Consider the following 14109-nt stretch of genomic DNA (forward strand, 5'->3'; position numbering starts at 1 on the left):
CAAGAAGAATGGAATTTCACTTCTGTTGGGTCGATGATGAGAAGACGTTGGCGCTGGGGTGTTATCCGACCGATGCCGATCTTCGGGTGTTGTTCCGGGAGGGGATCAATGCCGTCCTCAGCCTTCAGGAACACCTGATTGAGGGGGAGCCGGCCATGATGTGTCTTCACGGGGTGCGCCGCCTCGCCTGGGCCAACGTGCCGATTCAGGACGGCGGGGATGGGGGGTGGGACGGGGTTCCGACCGTCGAGGCATTGGCGGCGGCGGTGGCACAGATCCGAGCCTGGCACCAGGAGGGACGCCGCGTCTACCTTCACTGCCGCCAGGGGATCGGCCGGGCGCCGACGGTCGCGATCGCCTATCTGATCCTGGCGCGGGGATTCCACATTGCCCACGCGATTGCGCGGGTGGTCGAGCGACATCCGGGAAGCGATCCGAGCGTCTACCAGCTCGGGGTCCTGATCGATTATGTCCGGCAGCGGTATGAGACGGTCCATCAGCGGAGCGCCCTCCGGCCGACGGCTTTTGCGGGCAAAGGGAACGGGATGCAATCGACGGGGAAAACGAAATGATGCTGGTGATCTTCGGTCTGACGATCAGCTCTTCCTGGGGAAACGGGCACGCCACCTTCTGGCGCGCCCTCGGCGGCGCCATGGCGCGGCGCGGGGACCGGATTCTCTTCTTCGAACGGGATGTTCCTTACTACGCCGCGCATCGCGATTTTACCGGCTCGCCCGGCATCGATCTAGTTCTCTATTCCCATTGGGAAGAAGCCTGGCGGCGGGCGCAGACGGCGTTGAGCGACGCCGATGTGGCGATGGTGACCTCCTACTGTCCCGATGCGGTCGCCGCGTCGGACCTGGTTCTCTCCTCGCCGGCGCGGCTCCGCGTCTTTTACGATCTCGACACCCCGGTGACGCTGGAGCGGATCCGGGCGGGCGAGCGGGTCGTCTACATCCCCTCCCAAGGGCTCGGCGATTTCGATCTGGTTTTAAGTTACGCCGGAGGGGCCGCCCTCACCGAGCTTCAGAAGCGGCTGGGGGCGCGGCAGGTGGCGCCGCTTTACGGCTGCGTCGATCCATCGGCGCACCGTCCGGTTCCGCCGGTCGAATTTTATCGGGCCGATCTCTCGTACCTCGGCACCTATGCCGCCGACCGGCAGGAGGCGCTCGAGCAGCTGTTTATCGCGCCGGCGCGGCGGCTCCCGCGCCGGCGATTTGTTTTGGGGGGGTCGCAATATCCGAACGATTTTCCCTGGACCCCCAATCTTTTCTATGTTCGGCATATCCCCCCGCCCGATCATCCGGTTTTTTACTGCTCGTCGCGGTTGACGCTCAACGTGACCCGCCGGCCGATGGTGGAGAGCGGCTATTGCCCTTCGGGACGCCTCTTTGAAGCGGCCGCCTGCGGCGTCCCGCTCTTAAGCGACCTCTGGGAAGGGCTCGACCAGTTTTTCGAGCCGGGCACGGAGATCCTGATCGCCCGAAGCGCCGAGGAGGCGATCGCGGCGATCGAATCGCCGGAGGAGTGCCTCTCGAAGATCGCCCGATCGGCCCGCGAGCGGGCGCTGTCGGCGCATACCGGGGAGCGCCGCGCCGACGATCTGCATCAGGCGCTGGAAGGGGCGTGCCGTCCCTCGGTCCAAGATGTGACGTTATAGTGAAGGAGAGGAGACCGATGTGGGGAATTATCCCGGCGGCGGGGGTCGGAAGCCGCATTCAACCGCTCGCCTTTTCCAAAGAGCTGTTACCGGTCGGGAGCCGGCTCGACGGCGAGGTCGAGCGGCCCCGCGCGGTGAGCGAGTATCTGATCGAGCGGATGATCCTGGCCGGGGCCGACAAGATTTGTCTGATCATCTCCCCCGGCAAGTCGGACATTCTGGAATATTACGGCGGCCGTGTCTCCTCGGCGCACCTCTGCTACACCGTTCAGCCCCGGCCCGCCGGTCTCTGCGACGCGATCTTCTCCGCGCTGCCGCTGATCCACCCGGAGGAGCCGGTGCTCGTCGGGCTTCCCGATACCATCTGGTTTCCGGAGACGGGGCTGGCGCGGCTGCCGGCGGAGGGGCTCTCGTTTCTCCTCTTCCCGGTGGCGCGGCCCGAGTTCTTCGACGCGGTGGTGACCGACGGGGCGGGAGCGGTTTTGAAGATCGAGGTCAAGCAGCCGAAGCCGTCGACCCACTGGATCTGGGGGGCGTTCCGGCTTCCCGGCGGGGTGCTGCGCGATCTCTTCGAGCTTTGGTGCGCGCGGGACCGCCGGGACGAGTATATCGGAACCCTCGTGAACGCCTACATCGAGCGCGGCGGGGCGGTCCGTGGGGTCCCGGCGGGCGAAGCGTATGTCGACGTCGGAACGATCCACGGCTACCGCGAGGCGATCAAGCTCCTCAGCGCGCGGGGCGCGGAGCGGATGCGGCCCGGTCTTCGGCAGCGGCCGCAAAAGAGCGATCCGACGGAGACCGATTCGCGGCGGGTCGCTTGAAGGTTTCTCTTTGTTGAGGTGAGAAAGCGCAATGAGTCATTCCCGTTTGACGCTCGACGGAAGGTTCACCCCCGATCAGATCCGGCAGCGGGTCCGCGATCTCGGTGAGTGGTTTCATAATCTCAATTTGCAGGGGGTCCAGACCGCCCCCGGTCATTTCCTCGGCGATTATCCGATGATCAAGTGGCGCCGGTTCGCCCATGCGATCCCCGCCGATCTTACCGGACGGTCGGTCCTCGACATCGGCTGCAACGCCGGTTTTTACGCCATCGAGATGAAGCGGCGGGGGGCCGACCTCGTCGTGGGGATCGACAGCGATGAGGCTTATCTGTCGCAGGCGCGCTTCGCGGCCGAGGTCTGCGGCGTTGATATTGATTTCAGACGGCTCTCGATTTATGATGTCCCGACGCTCGGGAGGCGGTTCGATCTGGTCCTCTTCATGGGGGTGCTCTATCATCTCCGGCATCCGCTCCTGGCGCTCGATCTTCTTTACGAACATGTCGTCGGGGATCTCCTCGTCTTCCAGACAATGTGCCGCGGCAGCGCGGAGAATGGGCTGCTTGAAGAAGATTACCCCTTCAGCGAGGAGGGGATCTTCGACGATCCGGCTTTCCCGCGGATGTATTTTATCGAAAAACGATACGCGAACGATCCGACGAATTGGTGGATTCCGAACCGCGCCTGCGCGGAGGCGATGCTTCGGAGCGCCGGGTTTCAGATCATCGATCATCCCGAGGCGGAGGTCTTCATTTGCCGTCGAGGGACGCCGCCGACAATCAGTGGATAAAAACCTTCTTGCCGGACAGGACGGCGGAGAAAATAGATAATTTTATTGACAGATCGACCGGTGTAGGGGTATTTTCTTTCATGCCCTGGTTCATCCGTCTTTCTCATCGGCTGAGGTGTGGAAAGATCGGTTGGGATTCTGATCGGTCGGCACCCCCTCTCCTCTCTTATCGCGTCTTATCGCAAACGTTGAATGTTAGAAGAAAGACCCTCTTGAAAATAAAAGATCAAATCGAAAAAAGAGAGAATGTTTTCAGCTGGGGCGCGCTCCTCCTCGGTCTCTTCCTCTTTTCAATGGCGCCTTCCGTTTCCGCCCAGCTGATCGATGTCGTGGCGCCGCGTCTTGATTACATCCCCCCCTTTCCCATTATGGCGCTTCAGGAAATTGAAATGTCGGCGGTCGTCGCCGATGAAGCGGGGGTCCGATCGGTGCGCCTCTTCTATCGGAAAAAAGGGGAGGAAGCGTATCAGAGCCTCTCCTTTGAAAAACTGAGGGGAGATGAAAAGAAGGGGGTCTATCGGCTTTCGATCCCCCGGTTGGAGGTCGGTCCGGAAGGGTTGGAATATTATCTGGTCGCCGAAAACGTGTCGGGGAACCGGACGGTGAAAGGAGAAGCGCTCCGTCCGCTTTTCATGCGGGCGATTCTTCCGAAGCCGACCCTGAAGGAAGCGCAGCGGCGCTTCGAATGGCTGAAGGAGGCGTGGGAGGAGAAAGATCTTGACGAGATGCGGGCGCTCTCCGAGATGCCGGCGCCGCGGGAGGAGTTCTTTCGGCTCCTGTTCGAAAACTACCGGAGCGTTCAGCTGGAAATGACGTTGGAAGAGGCCGATCGGGACGGGGACGACCGGGTCGTGGCGGCCCGCTTCATGATCAAAAGCTTGGTCGATGCGCAGGGAAACCGCGTGGTTCCCGGCGCGGCCTGGGCGACGGCGCGGGTCCGTCTTCCCTTTCCGGGCAATGAGAATGAAACATGGGGAAAAATCATTTGGGAATAATAAAGGAAAAAGATCTGCATCGTCGGAGCGTGGCTCCGCTCCTCCTCGTCTCGGCGGCGTTTTATGGGTTTTTGCTCCACCCCTTCCTTTTGCTCGCGCAGGAGGCGCCGGAAATCGATCTGGTCGCCCCGAAGATCCTGCATGCACGGCCCCTCGGCCTTTTCCGCGGCGGGGAGGAGATTGAAATTGTCGCGACGGTCACCGATCCGGAATCGGGGGTGGCCGACGTCCGCCTCTTTTTCCGATCGAAGGGGGAGCGGAGCTACCGGACGCTCGAAATGATCCCCGACGCGAATGATCATTATCGGGCGACGATTCCGGGCGAGGCGGCGCAGGATCCCGGCATCGAATATTATTTGGAGGCGGCGGACCGGGCGGGGAATCGGGTCCAAACCCTCCGGCCGCCCGATCTCTCTCCCGCCTTCGTTGCGGTCCAGTCCCCCTCCATGTGGGAGCGGTTTCAAGGGGACGACCGGCCGTGGTACAAGAAACCGTGGGTCTGGACCGTCGCCGGCGCCGTGGTCCTCGGCGCCGCCGCTTCGATGGGCGGCGGCGGGGGGGGTGGCGGCGGAGGAGGAGCCGGGGGGCCGACCACCGGCACGATCACCGTGGACGGTCCGGTCCCTTAGTAATGATTTAAAGCCGATTATCAAGACGATTGTCTGCATCACACGAAAACCCCTTGAATCAGGTCCGGCCTGTTTACAAGGGGTTTTCTGTTTGGATCGTCCGCGGTTTGGAAGCGGGTCTTAATAAAGAATCGTGAACATGAAGGCGATCGGGGCGGCGTCGACGCGGACTTCCCGGTCGAAGAGGCGCTCGTTTTCGTAGGCGACGATCTCTTCCTGGAAACGGACCGTGTCGAGAAGGGAGGAGGCAAACGGCTCCGGCAGATAAGAGGCGGCGAAGAGGGAGAGGGCGAAAACCAAAAAGTAGCTGTTGATCTTGGTTTGGGAGGGGCGGCGGCCGAGGAGCGGATTGTTTTCCTCAAACCCCCGCCGATCCAGTTGCAGCGTTTGGGATCGGTCTTTCAAAAGCGGCGGCAGAAGCGCGAGGTACTTTGCCAGCTTGACCTGATCCGAAGGGTCGGCCAGGTATTTCTCAAAAAGAGAAGGATCTCTCAAGGAAGCGTCCGTTGAAAAGGAGAGGGGCGAAAAAGAGATCGGCTCTTCGGCGGCGACGGCCTGAGCCGGCGTCCAGACCGCCCCGGTCATCAATGCCAGGATGATATAGATGTATGGGAGTTTGATGATCATCGACAATAGCCTGTATACCACAAATCTCCAGACCGTCAATCAGTGATCCGACGAGAATAGCCTCATCGAATTCCTCAATTCCTCGCTGTTTTATCTCAATCGAGTGAAGATTCGTTCGCTCCCCGGTTTTCAATGAAGCGGGCTTGATCTCTCTTTCCCGTTCATCCTCAAGGAAAATACGCCTGCATATTCCCATTGAATCTTTTTTCTGATTGTGGTAGGGTTTCCTCAGCAGAATACCCTAATATATGTTTGGGTAGGATGTGGAGGAAGCCGATCCGGTTCGATGGGTCGGTGGTCGAATATTTCGTATCGGATACTTATTCTTCGGAGAAGGAAAATGCTCTCTGAGCGCGGGCCGTCCGAAGCCGGTCGGCTCGTTGACATCATCAAGAAGGTTCTTCCTAAAGGGCGCGCTCTCCCGGAGGAGGAGTGGAGGGTTCGACATAGAGCGATCCTGCTTTTGACATGGCTTCACGCGGCGGGGCTTCCCCTTTTCGGGGTTTATCAGGGGTTCGGGGTCGTTCAAAGTTTTGCCGAGGGGGGGGTGATCGCCGCCGTCGCGCTTGCAGCGACCTGGGGCAAGATCAGCCGCAGCGCCCGATCGGCGGCCGCCAGTCTGGCCCTCATCACCTCTTCCGCCATCCTCGTTCAGTTCTCGGGGGGCTACATCGAGGCCCACTTCCACTTCTTCGTCATGCTCGCCGTCATTTCACTCTATCAAGATTGGGTTCCCTACCTTCTTGCGATCCTCTTCGTGGTCGTGGAACATGGGCTCACCGGCCAGTTCGTCCCCACGATGGTATACAATCATCCCGACGCATTCGTTCATCCCTGGAAATGGGCCGTCATCCATGCCGGCTTTGTCTTGAGCGAAAGTGTCGTCCTCCTCGTCAACTGGCGGATCAGCGAGCAGGCGCGGGCCCGCGTCGATCTGGTGCTCAACTCCGCGGGCGAAGCGATCATCGGATTGGATCTGAAAGGGACGGTCACTTTTGCAAATCCGGCGGCGGCGAAGATGACCGGCTATTCTCTGGAGACGCTTGTCGGGCAGCCGGTCGAGCGCATTCTGCAGGATGCGCCGGACCTCCCTCCCGATCGCGGGGGGGCGGGTTCCGGCACGGATAAGGTGGTTTTGCGCCGGGACGGCGCACCTGTTTGGGTCGACTGCGCGAGCAACCCGATCCTGGAGCAGGATCAGGTCGTCGGCGCCGTCGTCACCCTCAAAGACGAAACCGACCGCAGACGCGCCGAGGAAAAGCTGAAGAAGACCTTCTCCCTGCTCAGCGCGACGTTGGAGTCGACCGCCGACGGCATTCTCGTCGTCGATCAAGAGGGAAAAATTGAACGATTCAACCAAAAGTTTATCCAGATGTGGAATGTTCCAGGCGACATCGTCGCCCTCCGAGAGGACGATCAGGCGCTGGCCCATCTGCTCGATCAGCTGAAGGACCCCGAAGGATTCTTGAAAAAAGTGCGGGAGCTCTCTCAGCAATCGGACAAGGAGAGCGATGACTTGTTGGAATTCAAAGATGGAAGGGTCTTCGAGCGTTATTCGAAACCGCAGCGGATCGGAGGGGAGAATGTCGGGAGGGTCTGGAGCTTTCGAGACGTCACCGAGCGGAAGCAACTTGAAGCGCAGCTCCGACACGTCCACAAGCTGGAGGCGGTCGGCCAGCTCACCGGCGGGGTCGCCCATGAATTCAACAACCTGCTGACGGCGATCACCGTCAGCCTGGAGCTGGCGCGCGAGCAGATTCCTCCCGAGAGCGAAGCGTACAGCCTGCTTGACACGGCCCATGCGGCCGGCTGGCGGGCCGCCGGGCTGACGCAGCAGCTCCTCTCGTTCAGCCGGCGGAGCCCGATCGACCGGCAGCCGCGGCATGTGGGGGAGGAGGTGGAGAAGGTCGCCCGCCTTTTCCGGCAAGCGATCGATCGCCGGATTCGGATGGAGACGGGGGTGGACGACGATCTCTGGCCCGTATTGGCCGACGCGGGACAGATGAACCAGCTGATCATGAATCTCTGCGTCAACGCGCGCGACGCCCTGCTGGAGCGGATGGAGAAAAACAGCGGCTCCCCGGCGCCGGCCGACTGGGAGCCGCGCATTTCGATCCATGTCGGGAACGTTCAGGTCGATGGGGCGCACCGCCAGGTCCACCCGAACGCCCGGACGGGGAAACATGTCTGTCTCCGCATCGCCGACAACGGCGTCGGAATCGATGAGGAGATCCGCCACCGGATCTTCGAGCCCTTCTTCACCACCAAGAAGGTCGGGCGGGGGACCGGGTTGGGGCTGTCGGCCGTCTACGGAATCGTCGCCGCGCATCAAGGCTGGATCGAGATGCAGAGCGTCAAGGGGGAAGGAACCACCTTCTCTGTTTATTTTCCCCGGACCGAAAAAGGGGTCCGTTCGATCCCCGCTTCCCCCCTTGCCGAGAAGCCTCCCGCGGACGAAGGGAAAACCATTCTTGTCGTCGACGATGAGGAGGCGATTCGAACACTCGGACGCGCCGTTCTGGAACACGAAGGGTATCGGGTTCTGACGGCGGAAGACGGCCGGGAAGCGGTCGAGCTGTTCGTTCGAAAAAAGCAAGAGATCGATCTGGTGATCCTCGACCTGACGATGCCCTACCTCTCGGGGGGAGAGGTGTTGCACCAACTTCGCCAAATCGAACCGAATCTGAAAGTCATTATCTCCAGCGGCCATCGCGCCGATCACTCCTTGGATTTCACCGATGTCTCCTTTCTTCAGAAACCCTACCGACCGGCCGATCTCCTCCAAAAGGTGATCGACGCTTTGCGGCAGGCCGTTCAGGAGAGGCCTCCCGCGGCCTCCTCCGATTTCCCATCCTCTTTTCGTTCCAACGGTTGATATTCCGCCTCTGTGGTTTAACCGAAAATTGATCTGAATTTGATCCCGTTGTTGCCTGGAGATGGGATGCTGAGGGTGGCGAATCGATTCGCCCTCTCCCGGAGGGAGAGATCGGCCACTTTAAGAAAAGGGAGGAAAAGATGAATCAGGGATTTCTGGAATATGGGCTTCCGACGTTGATTGCCCTGGTCTTTGTGAATTTCGTCTGGGCCTGGATTGTGGCGGCGGCGAAGCCGCCCGGGGGCTCGGAGGACGAACCTCTTTCGGGTGAGGGTCATCCGGATTGGAAGTATCTGGAGGATGCGGGGCCGGAGGGGGTTCGAAAGAGCCTCTCCGAAGAGATCCGGCCGAAGACCAAGGTGCCCGGGTGAGATGGAGCTCAGGAGCGGTAGATCAAGCCGCGATTAAAGCGGCTTGGTCTCTCCTTGCCGTTATTGGATGCGCCGCTCCTGCGCGTTTGCCAATCCGAACGTCTGGACCTTCCGGAACGCTTCGACCGCTTCTCTGAAGCGGCCGAGTCTTTGAAGGATATGGCCTTTGTATTGCCAGGCTTTTTGAAAATCGGGCTTCAGGGAGAGGGCCTTCTCATACGCCTTCAACGCCGCGTCGTCCCGGCCCAACTCTTCCAGGGAGATCCCCGCGCTGACCCAGGATTCCGCGTTTTCAGGAAACAGTGCAAGGGCCTTCTCGTACGCCGCCAGCGCCGCTTCATGACGGCCTAATCTGGCAAGAACGAGCCCTTTCTGATACCAGGGACCGGAGAGGTTCTGATTGAGGGAGGCGGCCCGATCATACGCGGCGAGCGCTTCGTCATCTCTTTTTAGACGCTCCAGGAGAAGTCCTTTTCTAAACCAGGGATCGGGATCGTTGGGCGCAAAGGCAATCATTTTTTCATACGCTTCCAGGGCTGTCTGGGTGCGTCCTAATTTTTCGAGGACAATCCCTTTGTTGTACCAGGCCTCTTGGAAGCCGGGCTTCAGCGTGATCGCCTTCTCGTTCGCTTTCAACGCCTCTTCCAGACGGCCGAGCCGCTCCAGGGCAACCCCTTTCAACCGCCAGACCTCCGGCGTCTCCGGTGTGACGGCGGCGATCTTCTCTGTTAATTTCAGCGCCTCTTCAACCCGTCCCAATTTGATTAGTGTCGTTCCCTTTTGTTGCCAGAGCTCCGTTTCGTCCGGGTTGAGCTGGAGGAATGTTTCAAAGGAGGCGAGGCTCTTCCGGTGACGGCCGAGCCGCTCCAGGAGGGCCCCTTGACTGTACCAGATCTCCGAACGATCGGCGGCGTGTCTGAGGGCCTGCTCATAGGCCTTCAGCGCTTCCTCGAATAAATTTATTTTCTCAAGGACGAGTCCTTTCCGATGCCGGGCTTCCGCGTATTCACTTTTGAGCCGAATCGCCTCATCAAAAGCGGCCAGCGCTTCCGGGTCCCGGCCTAATCGTTCCAGCGCAACCCCTTTGCCGAACCACCCTTCGGGATGATCGGGTTTGAGCGCGATCGCCTTCTCGAAAGCGACCAGCGCTTCTTTCGCTTGATCCAAGTTGACGATGGAAAGGCCCTTCGCGTACCATCCCTCAAAAAAATCAGGTTTGAATGTGACGGCGTGATTGTAAGCGGCCGACGCTTCTTCATGCCGGCCTAATCTCGCGAGGACGTTTCCTTTGCTGAACCAGGCGTCTCCATGTTCGGGATCGAGATGAAGGGTTTTCTCAAGCGCGGTCAACGCTTCTTGATCCCGGCGTAATTGACTCAGCGTCACCCCTTTGTGATGCCAGGCCGAGACATGTTCGCCGTTTCGTTTGAGTGTTTCCTCTGCGGCGGCCAGGGCCTCCTCATGCCGGCCCAACCGTCCGAGGGAGACCCCTTTCCCGAACCAGGCTTCCGAATGCGCCGGATTGAGTTGAAGCGCCTGCTCGAACGCGTCGAGCGCCGCTTGGTCCCGGCCCGATCGGCTGAGCGATCCTCCTTTCCCGAACCAGGCCCGGTCGAGCCGCGGATGGAGGGTGATCGCTTGATTAAATGCCTCCAGCGCTTCCGGCTCCCGGCCCATGCGGGCGAGCATATTTCCTTTTTCGAGCCACGCTTCGGGATCATCGGGCTTCAGCCTCAGGGTTTCTTCAAACGCTTTCAGCGCCTCTTCCTCCCGGCCCAATCGCGCCAGGGAGAGGGCTTTGTGGTACCAGGCCTCTACATTGAAGAGATTTACGATGAGGGCCTGTTCATGGGCGGCGAGCGCTTCGCTGTCCCGGCCCAACCTGTTGAGGGCGATCCCTTTCCGGAGCAGCGCTTCGGTGTAAAACGGGTTGAGCGCGAGGGCCTGCTCGAACGCGCTCACGGCCGCCTCATTTCCTCCCAGGCGGCTCAATGAGAGCCCTTTAAAATACCAGCCTTCCGGCGATTCGGGGGCGAGGCCGGCGGCCCGTTCAAACGATGCGGCCGCTTCTTCCTCCCGATCTAGACGGCCGAGGGAGATCCCTTTGCCATACCAGGCTTCAATGAAATGGGGTTTGATCTCGACCGCCTGCTCGAACGCGTCCAGCGCTTTTTGCTCGTCGCCTATTTTGTGGAGGAGAACCCCTTTGCTGCGCCAGGCCTCCGCATAGTCGTGTTTGTAGCGGATGGCCCGCTCGAACGCTCCGAGCGCCTCTTCATCCTGGCCGTTGTTTTCGAGGGCGGTTCCTTTCACAAGCCATTCGTAGGCGTCGCGGGAATGATCGGCCAGGGGGCGGCATGGATTTGAAAGGTCGGCGGGGTTGCAGGGGGTGGCGCAGCCGGGTAGGGTGGTTGCCGCGGAGAGGGCGAGGAGGATCAGCGTGATCGATAGTGGGACGGCTTTGCGGTTTTTAATTTTTTCCGGGGTCATTTTGAATGCTTCATCAAAAACGGTGAAAGGAGTCCCTAAGGGTATCGCTTTTTTTAAATTGATTCAACGAAAATGTGGGGAGCCGGGCGCTTTGCTCTTGGATTTCAATTCCCAAAACATCAAGGCCCCGTGAGGAGTTTCACTCCTGGCACGGGGCCTTGAAATAAAATGGATCGTCGCTCGGCGTGAGACCGGTTATAGGGTCATAAACCCGGCTTGTTCAATCGCGCTTTTTAGGGAGGACACAGGGACCGCTCCTTTCTCTACGGTCACCGCCGCCAGAAGCTGGTCCGGATCGACCGAGGCTTCCACCACGCCGGGGACGGAGAGGAGGACTTGAAGGACTTTTTTCGACGCGGCCTTGGGGCAATCGCCGTCTTCTTTCATGAACTGGACGGAGACCTTTTCGATGGAGGCCGTCCGGGCCATCGCCGGATTGCTCCCCGAGTAAGCCATCTGCATCGCGTTGTCCGCGGCGGAGTTGAATAAACAACTCATTCCGATCCCGCCTGCGACAAGCACGCCCGCTCCGAGTGACATGAGAACCACTTTTTTCATCGCTTGTTCCTCCAATGAGAAGTGATGAAACACCGGCTTTGTTGAAACATTAAAACTGGGAATTAAGGACAGGGTAGTCTTTTTTGTTTTTCTTTGTCAATGAAATTTTGATCGGCGGCAGCTTCCAACTAAAAGTGATAGCCATATCCGAAGGAAATGATAAAAAACCTATCGTTTTCAAAACCATACTTAGCTGGTGGTTCACCGGTGGCGTAAAACAGGTCGAGATCGAGGCTGTGACGCGAGAAGAATTTCCATTCGAATCCGCCCCCAAGGGCGAATCCTTCGAAAACATCAATTGTCCTCTTGGTGTTGTCCGTAGTTGTTGTTACCCTTCCGATCACGCCATAAAAGGCCGCCAGCCGGGGCCGGAACCTTTTTAGCTCTGGAAAGGGATAGATCCTTCCTCCGACGGCCCAGCCCTTAAATCCGTCGCCTGCAGAGCCGTATCCGCCGCTTGCCTCCACCAAATCATTCACGCGGAAACTCAGATTAAATCCGAGCACGCCGTAGGGGACGCCCAGTCCCACGCCGAGCCGAAAGGGATATATTTTGCTCTGCGGCGGTTCCTCTGCAAAAGCGGTTTTGTTGATGATTAAAAGAAAGGTTCCGATGAGAATAAATCTGAATAACCAGCGACTTGCCCGACCATATACAATCATTTGTCTCCGCAGAAACACTTTTTTTATGAACTCCTCCTACATGAGCCAAGAGCAGACTTATCCCGACCGATCGAGAGCTTGGGAAGCTATTACGCTACCACCGCACTACTCCCGTACCGGGAGCAAAAGGTCCCTTTTACTTCGGGCTCTCCTCTGTAACCTCGCTGTTCAAATCGCTTGCAATCAGCCTGAACTGCTCCAAGGCAGCTTCAAGATCTTCAACAATCTCTTGCGCAATCACGCCCGGTTCGGGGAGGTTTTCGGAGGCTTCGAGGGTTTCGTCTTTGAGCCAGAAGATGTCGAGGCTCGCCTTGTCGCGGCTGACGAGTTCGTCATAGCCGTAGGCGCGCCAGCGGCCGCTCGGATTCTTCTCGGACCAGGTTGGCTTGCGGTGATGGCGGTTCTTCGGGTTGTAGCAGGTGACGAATTCGTCTAGGTCTTCACGCTTCAGCGGATTGGTCTTGAGAGTGAAGTGCATGTTGGTCCGCAGATCATAGATCCAGAGCTTTTTTGTCCAGGGCGTTTCGCTTCCGGGCTTCTTGTCGAAGAAGAGGACGTTCGCTTTCACCCCTTGAGCATAGAAAAGACCGGTGGGGAGGCGCAGCAGCGTGTGGACCTCGCACTCGTGGAGCAGCTTGCGGCGGATCGTCTCACCGGCGCCCCCTTCGAACAACACGTTATCGGGAACGACGATTGCGGCGCGTCCGTTTTGCTTGAGAAGCGACTTCACATGCTGGAGGAAGTTGAGTTGCTTGTTGGAGGTCGTCGCCCAAAAGTCATCCCGCTCGTACGTTTCTTTTTCCTTGGAGACTTCCCCTTCCGCGCCGACCACGGTGATACTGCTTTTCTTTCCGAAAGGAGGATTGGTGAGGACGATATCGAAGCGTTCTCCCGGATCTTTCGCCAGGGCGTCACCGACAACAATCGGCATATTCTGCTCACTTCCGATGCCGTGAAGCAGCAGATTCATCGCGCAGACCCGCGCCGCGCCGTGGACGATTTCCCAGCCTTTGAAGATTTCTCCTTTGAGTCTTTTCTTCTCTGTCTTCGTGAGGTTGGGATTGTGATGAAGCAGGTAATCGTGCGCTGCCAGCAAAAACCCGCCCGTGCCGCAGGCCGGATCACAGACCGTTTCATCCGGTTCGGGAGCAACGGCATCGACCATCGCTTTGATTAATGGCCGCGGGGTAAAGTATTGACCAGCGCCCGATTTGATGTCTTGTGCATTCTTCTCCAGCAGCCCTTCGTAAGCATCTCCTTTCACATCGGCGCTCATCGCCGACCAGTTCTCCCGATCGATCAAATCTTTAATGAGCCGCTCCAATCGCGCAGGTGTTTGGAACTTGTTTTGGGATTTTCCAAAGATCAGCCCCAGCAGGCCCTTTTCTTTGCCAAGCTCTTCAAGAACGTGGCGGTAGTGATCGAACAGTTGATCGCCGTCTTTCTTGAGCAGAGTCGGCCAGCTAAACTTCTCCGGGACGGAGCTCGGCTGATGGTAGGGAGGCTTCGTCCGCTCATCGGCCATTTTGAGGAAGAGCAGGTAGATCAACTGCTCGACATAATCGCCATAGCTCATTCCATCGTCGCGCAGGACATTGCAGTAGTTCCAGAGTTTTTGAACGATGGCACTCATT

At 58.9% G+C, this 14109-nt stretch carries 13 protein-coding genes; 8 read left to right on the plus strand and 5 right to left on the minus strand.

All coding sequences use genetic code 11. From position 1 onward, the window contains the following. Nucleotides 1-8 precede the first annotated feature (8 nt). The 6 genes from MNODULE_RS03555 to MNODULE_RS03580 all read left to right on the plus strand — a co-directional run bounded on the left by MNODULE_RS03555 (nt 9) and on the right by MNODULE_RS03580 (nt 4892). Nucleotides 9-572 (plus strand): protein-tyrosine phosphatase family protein, encoded by a 564-nt coding sequence (locus MNODULE_RS03555; RefSeq protein WP_168058097.1) that lies wholly within the window; start codon nt 9-11, stop codon nt 570-572. Next, entirely contained in the window at nt 569-1660 is a 1092-nt protein-coding gene (locus MNODULE_RS03560) for a CgeB family protein (RefSeq protein WP_168058098.1), read from the plus strand. The genes MNODULE_RS03555 and MNODULE_RS03560 overlap by 4 nt, the downstream gene beginning before the upstream one ends. A gap of 17 nt (nt 1661-1677) precedes the next feature. Next, the gene (locus tag MNODULE_RS03565) at nt 1678-2481 is read left to right on the plus strand and encodes a sugar phosphate nucleotidyltransferase (RefSeq protein WP_168058099.1); all 804 of its coding nucleotides are present in this window, start codon (nt 1678-1680) and stop codon (nt 2479-2481) included. A gap of 31 nt (nt 2482-2512) precedes the next feature. Then, on the plus strand, nt 2513-3268 hold the full coding sequence (locus MNODULE_RS03570) for a TIGR04290 family methyltransferase (protein ID WP_168058100.1): 756 nt from the start codon (nt 2513-2515) through the stop codon (nt 3266-3268). 212 nt (nt 3269-3480) lie between these two features. Continuing rightward, on the plus strand, nt 3481-4263 hold the full coding sequence (locus tag MNODULE_RS03575) for a Tim44 domain-containing protein (RefSeq protein ID WP_168058101.1): 783 nt from the start codon (nt 3481-3483) through the stop codon (nt 4261-4263). Next, complete coding sequence (locus tag MNODULE_RS03580; RefSeq protein ID WP_168058102.1) at nt 4254-4892, plus strand: hypothetical protein; 639 nt, start codon at nt 4254-4256, stop codon at nt 4890-4892. The genes MNODULE_RS03575 and MNODULE_RS03580 overlap by 10 nt, the downstream gene beginning before the upstream one ends. A gap of 120 nt (nt 4893-5012) precedes the next feature. On the opposite strand, the gene MNODULE_RS03585 is transcribed toward MNODULE_RS03580, so the two are convergent. Beyond that, the gene (locus MNODULE_RS03585; RefSeq protein WP_168058103.1) at nt 5013-5519 is read right to left on the minus strand and encodes a hypothetical protein; all 507 of its coding nucleotides are present in this window, start codon (nt 5517-5519) and stop codon (nt 5013-5015) included. A 340-nt stretch (nt 5520-5859) separates the two neighbouring features. Here MNODULE_RS03585 and MNODULE_RS03590 point away from each other — a divergent pair, with 340 nt between their 5' ends. Both MNODULE_RS03590 and MNODULE_RS03595 read left to right on the plus strand, forming a co-directional pair. Continuing rightward, entirely contained in the window at nt 5860-8394 is a 2535-nt protein-coding gene (locus tag MNODULE_RS03590; protein ID WP_168058104.1) for a hybrid sensor histidine kinase/response regulator, read from the plus strand. Between the two features lie 140 nt (nt 8395-8534). Beyond that, the gene (locus MNODULE_RS03595) at nt 8535-8765 is read left to right on the plus strand and encodes a hypothetical protein (protein ID WP_168058105.1); all 231 of its coding nucleotides are present in this window, start codon (nt 8535-8537) and stop codon (nt 8763-8765) included. 60 nt (nt 8766-8825) lie between these two features. Here the strand turns inward: MNODULE_RS03595 and MNODULE_RS03600 are convergent, their stop codons facing one another. The 4 genes from MNODULE_RS03600 to MNODULE_RS03615 all read right to left on the minus strand — a co-directional run bounded on the left by MNODULE_RS03600 (nt 8826) and on the right by MNODULE_RS03615 (nt 14108). Beyond that, entirely contained in the window at nt 8826-11255 is a 2430-nt protein-coding gene (locus tag MNODULE_RS03600) for a tetratricopeptide repeat protein (protein ID WP_168058106.1), read from the minus strand. A 195-nt stretch (nt 11256-11450) separates the two neighbouring features. Next, nucleotides 11451-11813: a heavy-metal-associated domain-containing protein gene (locus MNODULE_RS03605; RefSeq protein ID WP_168058107.1), complete on the minus strand. Its 363-nt coding sequence runs from the start codon at nt 11811-11813 to the stop codon at nt 11451-11453. 128 nt (nt 11814-11941) lie between these two features. Next, a complete protein-coding gene (locus MNODULE_RS03610) occupies nt 11942-12475 on the minus strand; it encodes a hypothetical protein (RefSeq protein WP_168058108.1) in 534 nt (177 codons plus the stop codon). Between the two features lie 136 nt (nt 12476-12611). Next, complete coding sequence (locus MNODULE_RS03615; protein WP_168058109.1) at nt 12612-14108, minus strand: type I restriction-modification system subunit M; 1497 nt, start codon at nt 14106-14108, stop codon at nt 12612-12614. Between the last annotated feature and the right edge of the window lies 1 nt (nt 14109).

This window comes from Candidatus Manganitrophus noduliformans (assembly GCF_012184425.1).
GTDB lineage: Bacteria > Nitrospirota > Nitrospiria > SBBL01 > Manganitrophaceae > Manganitrophus > Manganitrophus noduliformans.